Raw genomic sequence first — 18,246 nt, forward strand, 5'->3', positions numbered from 1 at the left:
CTGAAGCAGAAACGAAAGGCCGGGGTTATAGCGGAAGCTAATCCTGAGTAAACAAGGTGGATCAATATTAAACCGTTGGTGGTGACGGTTAGTGGATCACTTTTTACCCGTTGTTGACAGTGCCATTTGGAGCGAACTTAATGTTAAGTTTATTTTCAGAGAGTGTAATGCAAGCGTTATCTATGTTATTGCAGTAGTTGATTTCAACATCCATTGAAAAATCCTTCTAACATGCTGAGCTGGAGAAGACTGCATCTTTTTATTAAACCCATAACGGTGGTCTTTTCATTTTACCATCGCATCAGGGAAGCCAAACAGATAGCTGACTACCTGCCCTGGAGGATTAATATACGAAATTATTAGTTGTGAATCTTGAGATATGGTAACAATTTCGGACGTATGCTTTTAGTTCATAGTAATCTTTTAAAGCATGCATTATTTATATTGATTTTCTATTCCACATAAATGCGTCTATGTCGAACAGGGTTATGTCTCATCTCGAGGAGCTGGCGCCGCGCGTGGAGCAGTACAGCATCGACGAGATGTTTCTGGATATCCGCGGTATAGACAGCTGCATCGATTATGAAGACTTCGGACGGCAGCTGCGCGAGCACGTCCGCTCCGGTACGGGGTTGACAATCGGCGTCGGGATGGGGCCGACCAAAACGCTGGCTAAAAGCGCACAATGGGCGTCTAAGGAATGGCAGCAGTTTGGTGGCGTACTTGCTCTGACTTCAGGCAATCCAAAGCGAACGGAGAAACTGCTCTCACTACAGCCGGTGGAAGAAATCTGGGGAGTAGGTCGCAGGATCTCAAAAACGCTTAATACGATGGGCATCACTACGGCACTGCAGCTGGCGCGCGAGAACCCTGTATTTATCAGGAAAAATTTCAACGTTGTGCTGGAGAGAACCGTCCGGGAACTCAACGGAGAAAGCTGTATTTCGCTTGAAGAAGCGCCTCCGCCGAAACAGCAGATTGTCTGCAGCCGGTCCTTTGGGGAGCGTGTCACGACTTATGAAGCAATGCGGCAGGCAGTCTGTCAGTACGCCGAGCGTGCAGCTGAGAAGCTGCGCGGCGAGCGTCAGTTTTGCAGGCATATTGCTGTATTTGTGAAAACGTCACCCTTCACGTTGAACGAACCGTATTACGGGAATGTGGCCAGTGAAAAGCTGATGACTCCCACGCAGGATACCAGGGACATTATAGCCGCAGCGGTGAAAGCACTGGATAGGATCTGGGTGAATGGGCATCGATATGCAAAAGCGGGTTGCATGCTCAATGATTTCACTCCTGACGGGGTTTCGCAGCTGAATTTGTTCGATGATACTCAGCCCCGAAGCAACAGCAATCAGCTGATGAAAGTCGTGGACGGTATTAACCATTCGGGCAAGGGGAAAATATGGTTCGCCGGTCGGGGGATTGCCCCCGAGTGGCAGATGAAAAGGGAACTACTTTCGCCAGCTTATACGACACGCTGGGCAGATATTCCTGCCGCGAAATTGACTTGAAATTGTGGCGATTTCACCTTGAAATTCTCAAAATAAATAACTTAATTTCAATAAGTTAGATGTGAAATCGCCGTGGCGAAATTATTGATTCAAATTTCTATCAAGGACCTCGTTGATAGCTTTGTCCAGTTCATCCTGAACCACTTTTGACATACGGCTAAACTCATAAGTCAGCGTACGCCCTTTCACACGCTTGCGCGCGAACTTATCCTTTTCTTCAAAGGTCCAGAGTGCGGAAATTACTGACTTTTCCTTAGGAGGCGGAGCTATCAATGCCTGAGAGGCCTGAGAAATCAATTTCAGTATACTGGCTTTCTGTTCGTCTTCTGGTCGCTCGTAGTCACTCAAAATTGCATCATGCTGACCTGAGACAGACTGAATGAGCCTTTCAGACGTTAAGCCCTTTTCACTGAGTTTTTCATTAACCTCTAACAGAATTTTATAGTCACTAAACGACAGCTCAGACTGAACCGGGAACAGAGAAATCAACTCTTGCGGTACTGCTGCCGCCTGCAGTGCCCTGGTGACCTTAGCCTGGGATAACCCCTCCAGTTCAGCAATTTCCTTTTGATTGAATCCAGACTCTTTCAGAGCCATCAATCTTAAGCCGATCTCCCGAAGGTTATGCTCTTTAGCTGTCTGGATATCTTTAGCCAGCTGGCGAGCTTCATCAGCTGATAAAAGTTCATCGGTAACCATTACATCAAGGCCAGTACGGATATAAATCGCTGAGGCTCGCCGTCTTGAACCATCCAGTATCTCAATCCTTTCACCTTGCTGAATGCCAATACAGGGGAAGAATTGCTGAAACTTAATCGTCTGGATAATAGATTTCAGAGACTCCCTGGTCAGAGCAAGTTGATCTCTTCCATTGGTTTCCTGGTTTACGAATGTCTTACTTTCAACGTCCGATGCAGGTACTCGAACAAACCTGAACGTTATCTTCCTACCGGTTTTTAGGGTAAATACCTGACTCCTTTGGGTTTCAGTCATCTCGACCATTGACGCCTGGGTATTTAACTGTCTGCCAATGGTTTTTCTTTTCTCATTCGACATCACATACCTCCGTTAGTACGAATGAACTCAATGCGATCAAATACGGCCTTCGCAAAGTCTTCCGCTGCTGATTTTGCGCTTTTAAGCGCCTCGGTGCTTCCATCATAGGTTGCTGGATTTGCGGAAATAACTGTGTCAAAAGTCTCCCCGCAGCGCTCGAAGCCATCCAGCCTCGGCAGAACCATGTCGAGCATATCGGCACCGAATACCTCTTTGGCCTGACTATGGCAAATTTTATGATCAGACTTGTTCAGGATTTTAGACATAAAACCGACATTTCCGATGAGATTGCAGGTGTGTCCATCCTGTTCGATCGAATCAATAAGCGCAGGAAGGCTGGCTACAAACTTCAGGGAAGAATGAAAATCAACCGTTGCCGGTGGAAGAGGGGTCAACATCAAGTCTGCCGCTCCGATGCAGTTTTTCAGGAACGCATCGAGGTGAGGACCACTATCAAGGAAGATAAAGTCGTAGTCATACCGGAGCTTGTCGATAATGTTCTCTTTAAGCACTGCATGAATATTTTGCCCAGGCAGATGTTCCTCACACAATCCCTTCCAGCTTTCAGCAAGGAATGCATCGTCAATGGAAGCAGGAATAACATCAACGCCCGGGATAATTGACGGCACGATGAAATCGGACAGTAATTCTTCACGAGACACGTTCTGGAGCATGGCCTGAGCAGCCGTATTTTCAACCAAGCCCACTGAATTCTCATGGCTCAGGAACATTGTCAGAGATGCCTGCGGATCGAAATCGATGGCCAGAATACGCAGATCTTCGAACAGAAGCTGAGGATGAGCCCGAAAGGCATGGGATAATGAAGCGGTAGAAACTGTCTTGGAACCGCCACCTTTAAGGTTACATACAAAAATAGCGAAGGCTTTATCGAAGCGATCTCTGTACTTGGGTACTTTACGATGGAAATACAGATCGATGACGTTCTGAATCGTCATCGCGTACTTCATCGTATTGCCGGAAGGTTTCTTTTTAAAAATGTAGCCACTGGCTTCCATTTCGGCCACAGCATACTCAACACTCCCTTTGCTGAGCTTAGGCAGCTTATATAGGGCGGCTTTGCTGTATTCCTGATAGAACTCGGTAAGCTTCAATTCCTCTTTTTGCTGGCGGATACTTTCGCTCAAGGATGTCAGAAGTTTACCTGCACGTGTGGCGACTTTCCGTAACTGCTCAATATTTTCCATTTATCACCTCATGACGTTTTTTGTCATTTTGAACAAAAAGAATCATGTTGCAAGAAATAATTCATAATATTTTGATTTTACTCTCACAGGAGGCGCCGAAGATTAAATGGAGAAGAGGGCACTACGTCCATAATCATTTTGTTGACACACAGCGCAAACCGTGAGTCTGTTCAGAGCTTGCATCTGAGCAGGAGAAGGGTTGGACAAGCTCGACGGGCGCGTCAGCCTGTCACATTGGGGTCTATCTTTTTAAACCCGGTCACGCTTAAAGATCAGTATGGTAAAGAAGGGGGACCGAACCACCCCGGAACGATCCCCTGAAGGAATGGCAATTCCGTTCGCCGTCAATATTAGCTTTTTCCGGGCTGTGATAACATATCCGGGTCATTTTTCAGAGCCAGGGCTGATGAAGAAGAAAAACAGCACACCCACTCCCCATGATGCCACGTTCAGGCAGTTTCTGACGCAACCGGATATGCCCGTGACTTTATGGAAATCCACCTGCCCGCAGAGCTGCGCGCAGTCTGCGATCTCAGCACGCTGAAACTGGAATCCGGCTCGTTCGTTGAGGATGATCTCCGCCAGTATTTCAGCGACGTCCTCTACAGCCTGAAAACTACAGCCGGCGACGGATATATTCATGTTCTGGTCGAACACCAGTCAACGCCGGACAAACATATGGCTTTCCGCCTTATACGCTATGCGGTAGCCGCCATGCAGCGACACCTGGAGGCAGGGCATAAAAAACTGCCACTGGTGATACCGGTGCTGTTCTATACGGGTAAACGCAGCCCGTATCCGTACTCCACCCGGTGGCTGGATGAGTTTGACGATCCGTCGCTGGCAGGCAAACTCTACAGCAGCGCTTTCCCACTGGTAGACGTTACGGTCATTCCGGATGATGAAATCGCTGGCCATCGCAGTATGGCCGCACTAACTTTACTGCAAAAGCATATTCACCAGCGGGACCTGGCAGAACTGGTTGACCGGCTGGCGCCCATCCTGCTGGCCGGATATCTATCTTCATCACAGGTAATATCGCTGGTACACTATATAGTGCAGGCAGGCGAAACAGTGGACGCCGAAGCCTTTGTTCGCGAACTGGCACAGCGTGTGCCGCAACACGGAGACGCACTCATGACCATCGCACAACAGCTCGAACAGAAGGGTATTGAGAAGGGCATCCAGCAGGGCATCCAACTGGGTGAACAACGTGGTATTGAAAAAGGCAAACTTGAAGTTGCCCGTACCATGCTGCAAAACGGCATTGACTGCAATACCGTCATGAAAATGACCGGTCTGACTGAAGACGACCTGGCGCAGATCCGCCACTAATCACCCTTTCCTGGCACTCCCTGTCTGGCCATCAGCGAATACTGGTGGGGCAGGGAGGCACCAGACTCAGGCTCTGCCTGCCAGCAAAAGCGATTAAACAGCTTCGTCACTCTCCTCAAATGTACTGTCAGCTATCGTCGCCTGTACTAAATGCCAAAGCATTCCGGTCGGCCCCCTCCCTCTCTCTAAGTAGACGGTGATTCCAGTGCATATCTTTCGTTTTTGTCCCGCGTAAGGGACATAAGAAAATATCACTCCTGCTGGCCAGCTCATCTTTTCAGCGTCACGGTGCAGCCAGAATATAAGTAGTGCTCGCCGCAGCCTTGTGACCGAGCAACGCGAGCGAACGGGTGAGGAAGCGCAATATCATCATTGCTAAAATGAGCTGGTACGCGCCAGTGTTTTATCACTGAAATTGCATATCTTAACGATTTTACTTCAGTGGGTTATCCACATATACAGTTCTTCGATCCAGCAATAAGATCCTTAAAGCGATCCCTTTAAGATCCAAAGAAGATCCCCGGATCGCTGCAGACCCTGTCAGCTCTATTCCTGGGGGATGATCACATAAGCTATAGAAGGATAATCATAAGCTGTAACTGGTATACAATAAGCTGTATCATGTAAAGGATATACTGTGATGAGTCAGCTACATAAACTATAGTAAGTATGAAGCCCAGAAACACACCCTGGGTTGTGTATAACATGAAGCTGCTTGTACCAGGCCTTACGGCTATTACAGGTTAGCAATCAGCATTCTTATTCTTTACTTTCCCACCGCCCGGAGGCTATCTGGACAAGGACAATCTGGACATAAAAAAACTGTTTGAAGAGGTGGATAAATCCTCCGGCGAAATAGTTAACCTCACGCCCAATGGAAGTAATACGGTCCAGCCTGTGGCACTGATGCGGCTTGGTGTTTTCGTTCCCACGCTCAAATCTCTGAAAAACAGTAAAAAGAATACGCTTTCCCGTACGGATGCTACTGAAGAGCTGACGCGGCTTTCTCTTGCCAGAGCTGAAGGCTTTGATAAGGTCGAGATCACCGGCCCACGGCTTGATATGGATAACGATTTCAAGACCTGGGTCGGGATCGTCCATTCCTTTGCCCGGCATAAGGTTATTGGGGATAAAGTGGAACTTCCGTTCGTCGAGTTCGCTAAACTGTGTGGTATCCCTTCAAGCCAGTCGTCCCGCAAACTTCGGGAGCGCATTAGTCCATCGCTTAAACGCATTGCGGGTACCGTGATTTCCTTTTCCCGCACTACCGAAAAGCACACCAAAGAGTACATCACGCACCTGGTCCAGTCTGCCTACTACGATACGGAGAAAGACGTGGTTCAGTTACAGGCAGATCCGCGTTTATTTGAACTTTATCAGTTTGACCGCAAAGTACTTCTGCAACTCAAGGCTATCAATGCCCTGAAGCGCAGGGAATCAGCTCAGGCACTCTACACCTTTATTGAGAGTCTTCCGCGGGATCCGGCTCCTATTTCGCTGTCGCGCCTCCGAGCCCGTCTGAATCTGAAATCTCCTGTCTTTTCTCAGAACCAAACGGTAAGGCGTGCCATGGAGCAGCTGCGTGACATAGGATACTTGGATTACACCGAGATCCAGCGCGGCCGGACAAAGCTTTTCTGTATCCACTACCGGCGTCCCAAGCTGAAGGCACCTAACGATGAAAGTGCAGAAAACCCGCAGCTGCCAGCGGCGAAGCGGGATGTCAGTCCGGAAATGGCTGAAAAACTGGCTGTCCTAGAAAAGCTGGGGATCACGCTTGATGATCTGGAGAAGTTGTTCAAAACATCCTGAACATAAGCTGTAATGAGTAATTTTATTGTTGCTACACACCACAGCTTATATTAATGGCTCCGGAGAGTAACCTGCTCACTATAGTTTATATAAGCTGTGGCGAGGCGTCCCCTGTCAGTACGTTTGTACCGCTTGTCTGAAAGCTCTTATCTTCGGTCTGAGCATTATTATTGGCTCGCAACAGCAGGCGTTTTTCAGGATGATAATACTCACTGTAGCTTATGTTGCTTACTGCAGTTTATGTTGTGGGCATTCTGCTCTCCATAGCTTATGTAAATTGTGGAAAGCAGTAATGTCATTTCAGCGGCGGCAGTGTCTGTAAAATCTCAGCTGCATCACGCCCGTCCCAGCTAAACGGCTCGGACAGCGTGGCAGCTGGGTCCAGCGCAAGCACCCACGTATAAACTTCCATCGAACGCGGCTCCTTATGCCCGGCCAGATCCTGAATGACTGTCCTAGACTGCCGGTGATAGAGCGTGTGCATGGTATAGCTGTGGCGGAACATATGCGGCGTGACCGAAATGGAAAAATATACACTGTATTCTCCGGCCCGCTTCACCGCCTGCTTCAGCCACTTGCGCATGGTTTCATCGGTGACGGCCCACAGCGGCTCAAGTCGGTGGGGCCGCGTGGCCAGGACAAACGGGGCCGAGCAAAAAGCGAAGAAACCGAATTCGTTATAGCACCTATCCATTTCCTTTCAGCATCGCGACCGCATCACTCTCAGACATCTGGAACTGCACCCGGTGCCGTGCTGCCACATCCAGCGCAAACACCTTCGTATACACCTCCGTCGAGCTGATGCTCTTGTGTCCCATTAAACTCTGCAGCACCTTCAGTGGTATACCGGCGTACAGCATGTGCATGGCGTAGGAATGGCGGAACGTGTGTGGTGTCACCGGTACGGAGAACGTCACCCCGTCGGCCACTGCCGCTTCAACCGCTTCGCTGAGCCAGGTGCGGACGGTCCGGTCGGTGATCTCCCAGATGCGTGCTTTTTCGGTTCTGCCGGTACGCTTATTACGTCGTTCAAGAGGTATTTTCAGCGTGGCCACCATCATCTCCAGCTGGCTGACATAGTTCGCATCGGAAAGCGGAACCAGGCGATGCGCCTGACTGCCGGCAGGCGAGCGGCCGGCCGTTCGGGCCGCTTTCTCCGCCCGCTGCTTGAGGGTGGCCAGCTGCACGAACGGGTAGGGCGGCGCCAGGGAAAAATCACTCCGGGTCAGCGCCAGCGCCTCGTTAATACGCGCGCCGGTGTTCCAGAGGGTTGCCAGCAGCATCTTGCGGTGGAGATCGGGGACATAGTGGAGCAGGGCGCTCACTTCCGGCGCCAGCAAGTATTTTGGCAGTTCATCCTGAACAAGAGCCATCTGTCGCAGGGCCAGTGCGGCCGGGTAGTCGATGGCCACCGGCAGCTGCGCGGCAGAAAACGAAACGCCCTGACCTGGTATTGCCGGCATCATTGTTTCCTGTCCTCAGTGGACAGGTATTGTTTCCTGGGATGCTGAGCCTTCAGACTTCCGGGCAGATCATTTTTCATGGGTTGTCTCACGGCTTTGTTTCAGTTTGCTGTAGAGCCAGCAGGGAATAAAAATGGGAGAGAAAATAATGAAGCATATGAATTTTATCAGTAATACGTCCCACTGACGTTCAGTCAGATACCGGATTTGTTTTGCCTGATATGACTGACTGGATTTCAGTCTATCAATTTCCAGCTTCTGGCTCTCACACAGACGGTGTAGCTCATCAACTCCCTTATGCAAAGGCACAGCGATAAGGGGACAATGAAGACCTTTAGGGTACTGAAGCTCGCCTACGGTTAAGGGGATGGATAGTCTTCCGGCTGGTTCGAACCTGAATCCGATACCGTTCCAGAAGCGATCCCGACGAAGCATATTTTCCCTGTCATCTTCATCGACAGGAGATGTACGGATACGTTTCACGGGGGTATCAGCCGGAAGCGTCTTTGCCCAGGAAATCAGCTGTATCATGATCCAGGAGCCAAGTCCTCGTCCCCGCAAATTGTAGTCAAGCATAAAATCCGAATTCGTCAGGTCCAGTTCGGTCGTGCCATCCCATATATTAACAGTCAACTCCGCTTTGTATTCAGGCTCCTGATGCCAGCCTCCCCCGTTCCAGTACAGGGAAAGAGTGCATGTGCGGCCAGCCAGTTTTCTTTTCACGTCAAGACTGCCACTGGCAGGAGAGTAGGTTTCCTTCAGGGTTCTGATGACGACCACTCTGCATGCTGGCTGATATCGACCACCTGTGCGGCTCTCAGGCAGGGTCAGCAGCCAGGCATTATTGGCTTCATCAAATTTTGGTAGATCCACCTTATATGGTCCTTTTATGGTAAATATCTTCAGCCCAGCTCCGGGAGAGCATTCTCGGGTTCAAAGGGATACCGCTTATTGTCCTGCGAGCACACCTCGATCCATTCCAGCTGTCCGTGGGTAAGTACAGGTGATAGCACTGACGGGCGCAGACAGTGATGCACCCGTCAAACCCGGTCTCGGCCAGTTCATCGGCGTTCTCCGGCCAGCGGAGCAGACGCCCCTCGGCGGAGATCTCGTAAAAAGCACATTCACAGTCCAGGTCTTTAGTCTGGTATTCAGATTCTGTTTCGCCGTCCGGCATCCGGTAGTGAAAAGTGACTGTGTCAAACATTCCCATTTTTTGCTTCCTTAAATCGTTGAGAAATCCCGCCCTCAGCTACAGTTGTTCAGCACCAGCTTTTGCGATCTCATCCACCGCTTCCCTTACCGAAAAAGGCCGGGCCTGCTTTTCTGAAAAGTGCACCCAGTAGCAGAGATGTGATGCCCAGGTCTGGCCGTTCTGACGGGGTTCCAGGTCAACAGTAAAGGATGTGATGGTTCGTCCGTTAAGTCCCCAGCTTTCACAGCAATCGCAATATTTCAGATAGAGCGCCTTCAGCTCTTCAAAAAAATTGCCCTCCTTTAACGGCCCCGATTCTTTAACAGCCTCACGCTGATCCATGAAATAGCTGACGGCGGCTTTTTTCGAAGCAAATTGTCTTTCGCCGATATTCACTTTCACTGCACGTCCCATCAAGTCCCCTTTCTGCTTTGCTGGAAAATAGTCACTCAGAGTAATGATGACGCGAAACACAATCGACTGTGCACAACCCTGCATCTGTCACTCACCTGAATATACTCCGGCTTATATTTTCTGACGTGAATATCACTAGGCTGATAATAAGCAGCCATATAGCCACGTCGTTAAATTACCGGATGGCCGTTTCGGTGTGATCCGATTTTTTGCGTATTTAACAATTTCCGGAAGTATACCACGCACACGGAATAAGCAAAGCGGCAATATCTGCCCCTGCGCGACGGGTCACGGGGCAGGAGGTAAACACAACATATAGCAGAAATTGCAGATGGCAGCGTGGCACATGTTGTGTTTCTGCGCCGCAGCGCGCCGGAGGTGAGGAAGAAGATCCGGAACAACCATTTTTCGGATCTCAGGAGGGGAGAAGTAGGATTATTGCCGGAAAGTCACAAAAAGCGGTGGATTGTTGTTATAGAGGGATTATTGCTATTAAAGTGACAGTTTATGCAAACTTTACCACCTGAAACAATAATCATGCCAGGGGCAGCTTTGCGTGTCAGACGCTGTGCGCATGATTTCACACCATCCCCGTATGCGTCATTTTCCGGATAACGGTGGCGGTCAGGAATACGCCTCTGACAATGCCGTTGTTGTGAATTATCTGAATTCAGCCACTTTGTTGATTTTCTTCTACAATTAACGAACAGTTTTCTTTGGAAAGGAATGTTCCTGTTGGCTTTCATACCCGTATTAATGAGATACATGGCCGTTGGCGTCGTAAATACTGGTCTCACTGCACTGATCATTTTCCTGCTGCTGTGGAGAGACCATAATGTCTATCTGGCAAACGCAGCTGGATATATCGCAGGTATTGGTGTCAGTTTTTTGCTTAACTCCGTGTTTACGTTTGGAGTCCCGGTAACCGCCAGTCGCCTGTTACGGTTTCTTTGCATTTGCGCACTGAGTTATCTGGTGAATCTGTTCACTCTTCATCTGATGTATCAAATTTTGCCAGAATACCGCTACTGCGCCCAGCTTGTTGCCATGTCAATGTATACATTGAGCGGTTTTTTCCTGAATAAATACTGGGGGATGCGATGAGAGCTTTATCACCTGTTCTGGCGATAGTGATACCATGTTATAATGAAGAAGACGTTTTTCCTTCATGTAAAAATATATTGCTGGACTGTCTGTCCGGACTTATCTCTGTAAACAAAATCAGTGCCGAAAGTTATCTTTTATTTGTTGATGATGGCAGCCATGATTTAACATGGCAACTCATTGAGCAGTCATCCCTGAAAGAAAAAAGTGTGAAAGGCCTCAAACTGTCAGCGAATAAAGGGCATCAGACCGCATTGCTGGCGGGCATGCAGCATGCGGAATCAGATATCCTAATTACCATCGATGCCGATCTGCAGGATGATGTCGGGGTGATTGAAAAGATGGTTGATGCCTGGCATGATGGCGCAGATGTGGTCTATGGCGTGCGTAATGATCGTCACAGCGATTCTTTTTTTAAACGTAAAAGCGCCGCGTTATATTACCGTCTGATGACATTTCTTGGGGTTAAACAGATACCAGACCATGCCGACTTTCGACTGCTAAGTGCCCGGGCTGTCAGTTCGCTGCTGTCCTATCACGAACACAATCTTTACCTGCGCGGACTGGTTCCACAGCTAGGATTTCCTTCCTGCAGGATCTTCTATCGCAGAAATGCGCGGGTGGCCGGAGAGGCAAAATATACGCTCCTGCCAATGCTGAAACTTGCAGTGGAAGGGATCACGTCTTTTAGTGTCACCCCCCTGCGCATTATCGCAGCCACAGGCGCATTAACGATAATGATTTCCGTGCTGACAATATTATATGTCCTTGCTCAAAAGGTATTAGGCAATACAATATCAGGCTGGACGTCACTGATGTTATCCATCTTCTTTCTGGGCGGGATACAAATGCTGTGTCTCGGTGTATTAGGTGAATATATTGGCAAGATATATATGGAATGCAAGTCCCGACCTAAATATTTTATCGAGAATAAAGCACCCGCAATGGAAGGTTCGGACACTCATGAACAGTAAATACCCACAACCCTCTTCTTCCTGGCGTATCATTGATACGTTCACACAACGCCCGATACAGCCCGGAAAAATATATTTATTCTTTATCATTGCGTTACTGGTATATGTCTGTCCGGTCATTCAAGCTAATTATCCTTACATTGACGATCACTGGCGCAGAATAAGTGCCGCAACAAACTGGCAGCAGGAAGGGCGAGCCGGAGGAAATATCCTTATTCACCTGCTTTCAGCGGGTACAGGTACGCCTGATCTGTTTCCTTTAACATTGTTTTTTGCGATCGGCCTGCTGGCACTGGCGCTGATGCGTCTGGCACAGCACTGGTTTCTGCAACCAACCCCTGTACAGCTACTGATTTTATTGCCGTTCTGGTACAACCCATTTTATCTGCAGGTTCTGGCGTATCATTATGAAGCCCTGACCATCACAACTGGGATTGCGTTCGTGATCCTGGCGGTAGTGACCTGTCAGCAGGTGGGCTGGTTAAGATGGGGTGGGGCGATTTTGCTGCTGACGGCTGCAGTCAGTTTTTATCAGCTTATTATTAATGTGTATATTGGCCTGGTCAGCGTCGAAATACTGCGGCGCGGTGTCACCGGGATATCCTGGCGTGAAGATATAAAACTCATCGCACGCTATATTATTATCCTGGCAGGTGCAGTATTGATCTACTACCTGACGTTCTATCAAATGATCACAGTCGATCGGGGTGGGGTTCAGCCCTTTGACGGAAAACTGCTGGTCGGGCGGATGGAAACACTCTTCAGCCTGATATTACTCTTTATTACACCCGTCAATGCCTGGGTTTTTATTCCACTGGGTATTCTGGCAGGTATCGGCTTCTTTCTTCATTATCGTGAGCGGGCCGGGTTAAACATCCTCTTCATCCGCTTTCTGGCGTTGTCAACGCTGGTGTTTGCCATCGGAGGCGTGAATATATTACTCACCGGTTTTAACACTGGCGCCCGGACGTTGCTTGGCGTCTCACCTTTACTCTGTGCCATCATGTGGTTCAGCTGGCGGGCACTGGCGGTATGCCATCACCGTAGCACATTGCTGATCGCACTTCCCTTATGGGTGTTTCTTTCCTTTGCCTCGCTGTTTGGGCAACACCTGAGCGATAAAAAACAAAGTGAACACCTGATGGTATCTATGCTTGTGCCCGATATCATAAACCACCCTACAATATATCAGGCCAGTGAAATCATACTGGTCAGCAAAAATAATATTCAGGACTATTTTGTCAAATCCGTTTGTCTTAATCAGCTGTATCCGGCATTGAACTACATTGCTTCCACGAACTATATTCTGATGCCCGAACAGCTCACACAGGCTGGCATTACAAATATGGCTCGTTACTGGAGCAGACATGCGCCCCCCGTGGCAACAGGCGAGGTTGTGGTGGAAAATCCTTTTTATCGCATAAAACAGGAGGGCGACATGGCATTTATTGAGTTTAAAAAAAGGAACTATACACAACGGTGTTTCAGTTATCCTGCTCAACCCGCTTCTTAAATAAGTATGCTTACCGGATGACAACAGGATGAGCCCGCAGGATCGCATGAGGCAAACCAGGAGATACCATGCCCCGGTATCTCCTGTTTTTTGTACAGAACAAGCGATGCAGAAAAATATAAATTCTGAAGTATGGAAATTATCCCTTTTTAACCTTCAGGATATACTCGCCAAGTTCATATCCAGTGAAATATGATGAGTTTGTACTAACGCTCAGCCATATTTTATTGTCCCCTTCAGGAAGGTCTTCGATTGTATATTCCCAGTCACGCTGGTCAACCGGGATGGTGGCAATAACCCCCAGATGGTTACTGAGGATCACATTTACCTCCGTGGCATCGTCCGAATACCAGAATGTTTCCCCCCTGAGGGTATACGGTAAGGTAATTTCCTTTCCCTGAACCGGGTCGCGCAATTCAGGATGCCGTGCTATCCGGATCCTTCCCTCTACGGATTGCTGTTCATTATCAGGACGGTGTTCCTGTTTTAGGGTGAGCTTGCCCTGATAAAATGTAGGAACGCCGGAATATTCCCATTGCCGGCTGGACGGAACGGTTGTTATTGACTGCCACGTCCCCGTGTTATCCCGCATAAATATGCGCACCGCAGGGTCTCCCCGGCCCGACAGGTAATAACCAAGCTTTTCATCTGGATCACCATAATCCCGTCCCATCACACATCGATCAAACGAAAATGATGAACTGGATATCGTAAGCGGATAGGAGATGACTTCCCCGGTCATCAGGTTCCTGACGGTGAGCGTGGTTTCTCCGGCCTGAATCATTGCAATGTTTGCATTCCAGTAGCCGGTACTATCAAGCGGGGTTTCCATTTCCGTCCCGTTTACAGCGGACACATGGATCGGACCGGTTCCGGGTTTGGCCGTGCCGCGCACAGAAAACGTCAGACCGGTGATATCGGTTTGTTTCGGAAAATCGACAGTCAGGGGAGGGGTTATCTCATCAGAAACATCCACATTTATGGTCGCCGGGGCGGAATCTGAAAAGATAAAGCCGGTAGGATCCTTGATGATCACGCTGGCCGTCTGTGTGCCAGGCGGAACATCTGGCACGGTCAGGGTCCAGTCCATGGGACCTGACGCGGAATTAATCCGAGTTTCAGCAGTTTTTCCGCCTACGGTAGCCGAGATCAGGGTGCCGGGCATGGTCGTCACCCCTTTAAGTGAAACCCTCTGCAGAAATGAAGATGCACCGGTGATTTCCGGAACAGGTAATCTTTGGGGATTATATTTAACCGTTACCGGATTACTCAGATCATCGTGGTTATCTACATGCCTTGCCCTGACCGTTAACGGTTCTTCTGCGACAATCTGCGTTATGTACGCATCCAGAGGAACATAGACTGTACCGGTCTGGGTTATGCGCGTCCTGCTTAATACTGTTTCCCGGTTCCCCTTCCAGAATGCAACAATCTCGACTCCGGGGCCGGGGTCACCTGAAAGTGATACCTGAAGCTGACCACGTGGCCCGTCATTTTCCGTACCAAAATATGATATATTCAGGGTGACACCTGAAAGATCTACAGACTTAGTTTGATTGACCATGAAAATGTTCCTTTTAAGCCAACCAGCCTGGCTTATTAAAGATAGTTGCCTGCTCATGTCCGTCAAACTATGAAAAAGGATAGGTGACCCCGACGCTCTGCAGCCATCCCGAATAGTTCTGGCGCGCATGAGGTGAATGATGCGGGTAATATGAATGCCCGGTGCTGTGATCTGGCTTTATTACCACCATTTTCCGTAAGATATACCGCCTTTGGGTTTTTTCGGATCCCGGCAGATGAAAGGTGGGACTGATACCGGAAAAGCAGTAATTCATCATAATTAATGCTGGCAAAGCATTAATGAAAATATGGCCATAATCATGCGTTTTATTACCTGACTGGCAATAATATCACCGGACCGGACGTGCTTCTGGTCCGGCTTGCCGGTTCTGAACATCACTGCTACCCTTAAACCGTCGTGTTTATTACCGGAGTCAGGTATGTCCGGTGATGCTGAATTTGCCTTTTCTGTCCTCAGTACGTCTCATGCAGACCATCGCGACAGGGGACTGTTGTGCTCTCCCTTTCTGCTCAGACCGAAAAAAACCGGCAGCAGATCACTGCCGTGACCGGCAGCGAACTGGTGTCCGGGTATGCCCCGGGGATACCCGACGTGCATGCTCACCGGGAAGCCGATCCCCGGGCTGCTGAGGAGACCACCCGGTCCTGGATCCGTGAGCAGACCGGCCTGGAGATGGGGACAGTCCACAGCGCATTTGAGTCGGGTGCGGTAGTGCTGATTTCTGCCCTGGCGTTTTCAGGAACCCTGCAGCCGGCGGAAGCCGGGTATGAGATACAGGACTTTTTTTCCCCTGGATAACGGCGCAACAGTATCCAAATATATGTACTTTCTGGAAGGCAGTTACCGGACCGGCAGGGATGAAAAGGGACATTATGTGCAGCTGCCTTTCGCGCAGGACTGGCTGGTCCTGACCCTGTATGTGCCTGACAGTGTCACTGCGGACTTCGGCCCGTTCCTTGCCGCCTCCGGGGAAGGCCGCTGGCTCCGCGCGCTGCAGGATCTGTCTGCGGCGAGGGTGACGATCCGCCTGCCGAAGATAAAACTCGAGATGGCATCCTGCCTGAATGAGGAGATCGCAAAGTGCCTGCAAGGCTGACCGGTGTTTTCGGCGACCGCCTCCGGTGAGATCCTGTCCCCGGGGCATATCCTTCAGACCATCCGTTGTTTATATACCGCAACGTTTTTAAACGACAGGGCTCCGCTGAAAGATCAGGACTATACGGTGGACGCCATACGGCCGTTTATCTGGACGATCGGAAACCAGAGCAACAGCGTCCTGATCGCCGCCGGGATTTACCGGGGTGACTGAGGAAACGGAACTCCCCCCTTGCTTCTATGCGTCGTGTCTTCAATGCAGACTGTACAGGGTAGCGTAAACATCCGGCGCACCCGGACACTGAACCTGAACCGCGAGAGGCAGAGCCGTTCCGGCCTCCTTCAGCGGAAAAAATGTGGACCGGGTGAAAAACCTTAAGCGGATATTTGCCGGATCAGGCGGTTACCCCGTTTATCCGGCGAACTTTTTATATTCATGTGCAAATATGCTCCGGCGCTGTCCGCAAAACACTGACGGTTATGGAGGAAAAGACGCAGGTATAACGAGTGGCCCTTCTTTCAGACTGATATATTTGTAAGGTACCTCATGAGGCCCTTGCCTGTTCGTTTAATATTTCTGTATTTTCCTGCTTTTTTGTCGTTTTGAAAAATAATTATCTATACTGAAATTGTTTTCTGACATGTCTGATGATGAGGTGACCATGCGGATAAGGAAAATTACCCTGGCAGGGGCTCTGTTATCCTTTTATTGTGGTTGTGCATTTGCCCTTGATCCATGGGAAATAAGTGACGAAGGGGCGAAAAGTGGGGAGTACAGCTTTCTGGTTTATGCGGTGACATGGCAACCGACATTCTGCCTGCTGAAAGGAAGCGAAGGCTGTAGACAGGATAAGGCAAAATTTTATGTGCATGGTATATGGCCTTATTTTACCTACCAGAAACAGAAGGAGGAGGGTAAGGATAACACGCATGTGTTTTATAATTACCACCCCGCAAACTGTACAGCATCACCAGGTTGCCCGGAACAGAATGGTGCCTGTCCTCTCTCTGATAATTCACGATCCTCACTGCCTGAAAATCAGGACTTTCAAAATAACGTCACGTCGGTGCCTCATGGGCTAATGGAGCATGAGTGGAAAAAACATGGTACCTGCTACGGCGGGGATCAGAATAAATACTTTACAGATTTCTATACACTCAGGGATAAAGTGGTCCGGTATGATATCGATAAATTTTCGCAGGCTGAAGGTAAGAGCACACCTTTTGCAGAGATTAAATCCTGGTTTCCTGACAATGTTCGTTTCCGCTGTGATGTCAGGGATAACATACAGTATCTCTACGAGGTTTTTTACCTGGTCGATCGGGAGGGTAATGCCTTCACAGATAAATCCGCGAAACCCCTGCAGATAGGAAAGGCCTGTGAATTAACGGAGACGATGATCCCTGTCATGTGAGGAGGCCGGGACATGCCTGCAGGGTGCAGGGCGGCCTGTGTGGCCGGGGCGGGTCTCGCGTTATGCTGTGAACCGGTGTTGTTCACCTGATGGCAAATCGTGTCATTGTCAGGACAGGAAATCTCTTCAGGAGGCTGACGCAGGTCTCTGACCGTCTGAAAGACGTGATGTCAGGCTCAGCACGACCGGACATCGTTGTATAACCGGCCCCCACTTAGCTACGGGGTTCGTCAACCGTCTCATGGCTTGTCCCGTTTTTACCGCTTCCGTCCGGCAAACCGGCACAATCAACACCGGTGGTCGGTCCCGGGACGGAAAATTTAAGGAAGGATAACGGTTCCGAATATGCCGTCATCATCTGCCGGTTCATCTTTACGGACAACTGCCATGCCTTCTTCCAGGCTCAGTCTGCCATCGCGGTTGCTATCAAATTTCTGATAATCATCCTTCAGGTAAGCGCACCATCTGCGACGTCTTGTGAAAGTTGTCCTGTCTGGCAACAATCGCGCCCATCTATATTGATGGACACGAACGATGAATACCCGGACAAATAAAGATATTACCTGCTA

At 49.3% G+C, this 18,246-nt stretch carries 14 protein-coding genes and 3 pseudogenes; 10 read left to right on the top strand and 7 right to left on the bottom strand.

Features of this window, described 5'->3' with window-relative positions:
* Positions 1 to 464: 464 nt before the first annotated feature.
* Positions 465 to 1,511 (top strand): annotated as a pseudogene (gene umuC / locus ACTJJI_RS25715) (translesion error-prone DNA polymerase V subunit UmuC); the annotation flags it as partial.
* A gap of 81 nt (positions 1,512 to 1,592) precedes the next feature.
* Here umuC and ACTJJI_RS25720 read toward each other — a convergent pair.
* Together ACTJJI_RS25720 and ACTJJI_RS25725 are read right to left on the bottom strand one after the other, a co-directional pair.
* Positions 1,593 to 2,567, bottom strand: a complete 975-nt coding sequence (locus tag ACTJJI_RS25720; RefSeq protein ID WP_440656175.1) for a ParB family protein — start codon at positions 2,565 to 2,567, stop codon at positions 1,593 to 1,595.
* Positions 2,567 to 3,772, bottom strand: a complete 1,206-nt coding sequence (locus ACTJJI_RS25725; protein ID WP_440656177.1) for an AAA family ATPase — start codon at positions 3,770 to 3,772, stop codon at positions 2,567 to 2,569. Before ACTJJI_RS25725 ends, ACTJJI_RS25720 begins: the two co-directional genes overlap by 1 nt.
* A 406-nt stretch (positions 3,773 to 4,178) precedes the next feature.
* Here ACTJJI_RS25725 and ACTJJI_RS25730 point away from each other — a divergent pair.
* Together ACTJJI_RS25730 and ACTJJI_RS25735 are read left to right on the top strand one after the other, a co-directional pair.
* Positions 4,179 to 5,107, top strand: a pseudogene (locus ACTJJI_RS25730) (Rpn family recombination-promoting nuclease/putative transposase).
* Between the two features lie 822 nt (positions 5,108 to 5,929).
* A complete protein-coding gene (locus ACTJJI_RS25735) occupies positions 5,930 to 6,919 on the top strand; it encodes a RepB family plasmid replication initiator protein (protein WP_147720012.1) in 990 nt (329 codons plus the stop codon).
* 295 nt (positions 6,920 to 7,214) lie between these two features.
* Here the strand turns inward: ACTJJI_RS25735 and ACTJJI_RS25740 are convergent.
* The 4 genes and pseudogenes from ACTJJI_RS25740 to ACTJJI_RS25755 form a co-directional block, all read right to left on the bottom strand.
* A pseudogene (locus ACTJJI_RS25740) lies at positions 7,215 to 7,562 on the bottom strand (site-specific integrase); the annotation flags it as partial.
* A 43-nt stretch (positions 7,563 to 7,605) separates the two neighbouring features.
* Positions 7,606 to 8,385, bottom strand: coding sequence for a site-specific integrase (locus tag ACTJJI_RS25745; protein ID WP_440656179.1), 780 nt, complete (start codon positions 8,383 to 8,385; stop codon positions 7,606 to 7,608).
* Between the two features lie 66 nt (positions 8,386 to 8,451).
* Entirely contained in the window at positions 8,452 to 9,255 is an 804-nt protein-coding gene (locus ACTJJI_RS25750; protein WP_440656181.1) for a hypothetical protein, read from the bottom strand.
* A gap of 379 nt (positions 9,256 to 9,634) precedes the next feature.
* On the bottom strand, positions 9,635 to 10,075 hold the full coding sequence (locus ACTJJI_RS25755; protein WP_440656183.1) for a hypothetical protein: 441 nt from the start codon (positions 10,073 to 10,075) through the stop codon (positions 9,635 to 9,637).
* A 681-nt stretch (positions 10,076 to 10,756) separates the two neighbouring features.
* Here ACTJJI_RS25755 and ACTJJI_RS25760 point away from each other — a divergent pair.
* From ACTJJI_RS25760 to ACTJJI_RS25770, 3 genes are read left to right on the top strand one after another with little or no spacing between them, the layout of a single operon-like run.
* Positions 10,757 to 11,095 (top strand): GtrA family protein, encoded by a 339-nt coding sequence (locus tag ACTJJI_RS25760; RefSeq protein ID WP_440656185.1) that lies wholly within the window; start codon positions 10,757 to 10,759, stop codon positions 11,093 to 11,095.
* Complete coding sequence (locus ACTJJI_RS25765) at positions 11,092 to 12,069, top strand: glycosyltransferase family 2 protein (RefSeq protein WP_440656187.1); 978 nt, start codon at positions 11,092 to 11,094, stop codon at positions 12,067 to 12,069. The genes ACTJJI_RS25760 and ACTJJI_RS25765 overlap by 4 nt, the downstream gene beginning before the upstream one ends.
* On the top strand, positions 12,059 to 13,582 hold the full coding sequence (locus ACTJJI_RS25770; protein WP_440656189.1) for a glucosyltransferase domain-containing protein: 1,524 nt from the start codon (positions 12,059 to 12,061) through the stop codon (positions 13,580 to 13,582). Before ACTJJI_RS25765 ends, ACTJJI_RS25770 begins: the two co-directional genes overlap by 11 nt.
* A 139-nt stretch (positions 13,583 to 13,721) precedes the next feature.
* On the opposite strand, the gene ACTJJI_RS25775 is transcribed toward ACTJJI_RS25770, so the two are convergent.
* Positions 13,722 to 15,146: a hypothetical protein gene (locus tag ACTJJI_RS25775; protein WP_440656191.1), complete on the bottom strand. Its 1,425-nt coding sequence runs from the start codon at positions 15,144 to 15,146 to the stop codon at positions 13,722 to 13,724.
* A 513-nt stretch (positions 15,147 to 15,659) separates the two neighbouring features.
* Here ACTJJI_RS25775 and ACTJJI_RS25780 point away from each other — a divergent pair.
* The 4 genes from ACTJJI_RS25780 to ACTJJI_RS25795 all read left to right on the top strand — a co-directional run bounded on the left by ACTJJI_RS25780 (position 15,660) and on the right by ACTJJI_RS25795 (position 17,677).
* Entirely contained in the window at positions 15,660 to 15,965 is a 306-nt protein-coding gene (locus ACTJJI_RS25780) for a hypothetical protein (protein WP_440656193.1), read from the top strand.
* Positions 15,966 to 15,987: 22 nt separating this feature from the next.
* On the top strand, positions 15,988 to 16,263 hold the full coding sequence (locus ACTJJI_RS25785; RefSeq protein ID WP_440656195.1) for a hypothetical protein: 276 nt from the start codon (positions 15,988 to 15,990) through the stop codon (positions 16,261 to 16,263).
* A gap of 3 nt (positions 16,264 to 16,266) precedes the next feature.
* Complete coding sequence (locus tag ACTJJI_RS25790) at positions 16,267 to 16,476, top strand: hypothetical protein (protein WP_440656197.1); 210 nt, start codon at positions 16,267 to 16,269, stop codon at positions 16,474 to 16,476.
* A gap of 427 nt (positions 16,477 to 16,903) precedes the next feature.
* Entirely contained in the window at positions 16,904 to 17,677 is a 774-nt protein-coding gene (locus tag ACTJJI_RS25795; protein ID WP_440656199.1) for a ribonuclease T2 family protein, read from the top strand.
* Positions 17,678 to 18,246: the final 569 nt, after the last annotated feature.

The sequence above is a fragment of the Enterobacter sp. 22466 genome, assembly GCF_052044775.1.
GTDB classification, from domain to species: domain Bacteria; phylum Pseudomonadota; class Gammaproteobacteria; order Enterobacterales; family Enterobacteriaceae; genus Enterobacter; species Enterobacter dissolvens.